The 1,386-nt window shown below is 60.2% G+C and carries 1 protein-coding gene; it reads left to right on the plus strand.

All coding sequences use genetic code 11. The features are described 5' to 3' along the window. Nucleotides 1–69: 69 nt before the first annotated feature. Nucleotides 70–1,101 (plus strand): IS110 family RNA-guided transposase, encoded by a 1,032-nt coding sequence (locus tag AC0L23_RS39900; protein ID WP_247296495.1) that lies wholly within the window; start codon nucleotides 70–72, stop codon nucleotides 1,099–1,101. The last annotated feature ends 285 nt before the right edge of the window (nucleotides 1,102–1,386 follow it).

Raw genomic sequence — 1,386 nt, forward strand, 5'->3', positions numbered from 1 at the left:
GCCAATGGTATGGACCCCGCCCTTGCCGCGGTGGAATCTCAAGCGTCAACTGCAGCGAAGGAGGATGTTATGCAGGTCGTTCGGATAGGTCTAGATCTGGCGAAGTATGTCTTCGAAGTTCACGGCGTCGACAACCACGGGAAAGTCGTTGTGCGAAAGAGGTTACGTCGCGATGCGGTGGCCGGCTTTTTCGCCAATTTACCGGCCTGCCTGGTCGGCATGGAGGCTTCCAACGGGGCACACTATTGGGCTCGCGTGCTCACGGAGCTTGGCCATCAGGTCCGACTAATCAGCCCTCAGTTCGTGACACCATACGTCAAGTCGAACAAAAACGACCAGAACGATGCGGAAGCCATCTGCGAAGCGGTCGGTCGTCCGTCCATGCGCTTCGTGCCACCGAAATCAACCGATCAGCTGGCGGTACAGGCCGTCCACCGCATTCGCCGGCGCCTGGTCGCCGATCGAGTCAGGCTCGTCAATCAGATTCGCGGTCTTCTGTCCGAGCATGGGATTGTCATTGCCCGTGACATCGCGCAGCTGCGGCGTGGCCTCGCGGTCATCGTAGGAAACATCAATGACGACCTCAGCGAGATGCTCCGAGCGCTCATGAGGGAACTGCAAGAGGAGTTGTCCGAGCTTGATACCCGCATTGCAGCCTATGACCGGCGGATAAGGGAAATCTTCCGTACGAGTGAGCAGTGCCAGCGGCTCGGCAAAATCGAAGGCGTCGGACCTGTGACAGCAACAGCCTTGGTCGCCGCCGTGGGCGATAGAAGCTGTTTCAAGAACGGCCGACAGTTCGCGGCTTGGCTTGGTCTGGTACCCAAGCAGCGATCCAGTGGAGGGCGGGCCCGCTTGTTCGGCATCAGCAAACGGGGCGATCGATACCTGCGGACGCTGATGATTCACGGAGCTCGCGCCGCTTTAAGCCGTGCTAATGGCAAGCAGGATCCGCGAAGCCTCTGGCTCGGCAAGATGCGGCAACGGCGCCATCCCAATGTCGCGGCCGTGGCTCTTGCCAACAAGAACGCGCGGATCGTGTGGGCTATGCTCACAGGCGGCGCGGCTTATGAGCCGGCGCTTTCGGTGAAGGCGGCCTGAAGCGAAGCGGCAATCAAGGAAAGGAGGTCTCACCGGCAATTGCAACAAATGGCAGGAGATGGCGAAACGGTCACCCCGTCGCTTCCCGAACCTGATGTGTGGACCGGCACGGCTTGCGCCGATGTCTCGGGGCCGTTGAGGTGGAAGCGGGCGAAAACCATCGAGGCTCGCGGCGGAGACGTTGTCCAGCCGCATCAAGAAGCCGGATATACGTCAGCAGTTGTGGCCGTCGATCCTGATCAAGCCAGTCGTTGCAATCGGGCGGGGTCCATATACGTCCACACA

It is taken from the genome of Bradyrhizobium sp. MI1.4 (assembly GCF_055811315.1).

What these genes read in the sequence shown, in the direction of transcription:
- AC0L23_RS39900 (WP_247296495.1), top strand. Translation starts at nt 70, where the DNA reads ATGCAGGTCGTTCGGATAGGTCTAGATCTGGCGAAGTATGTCTTCGAA.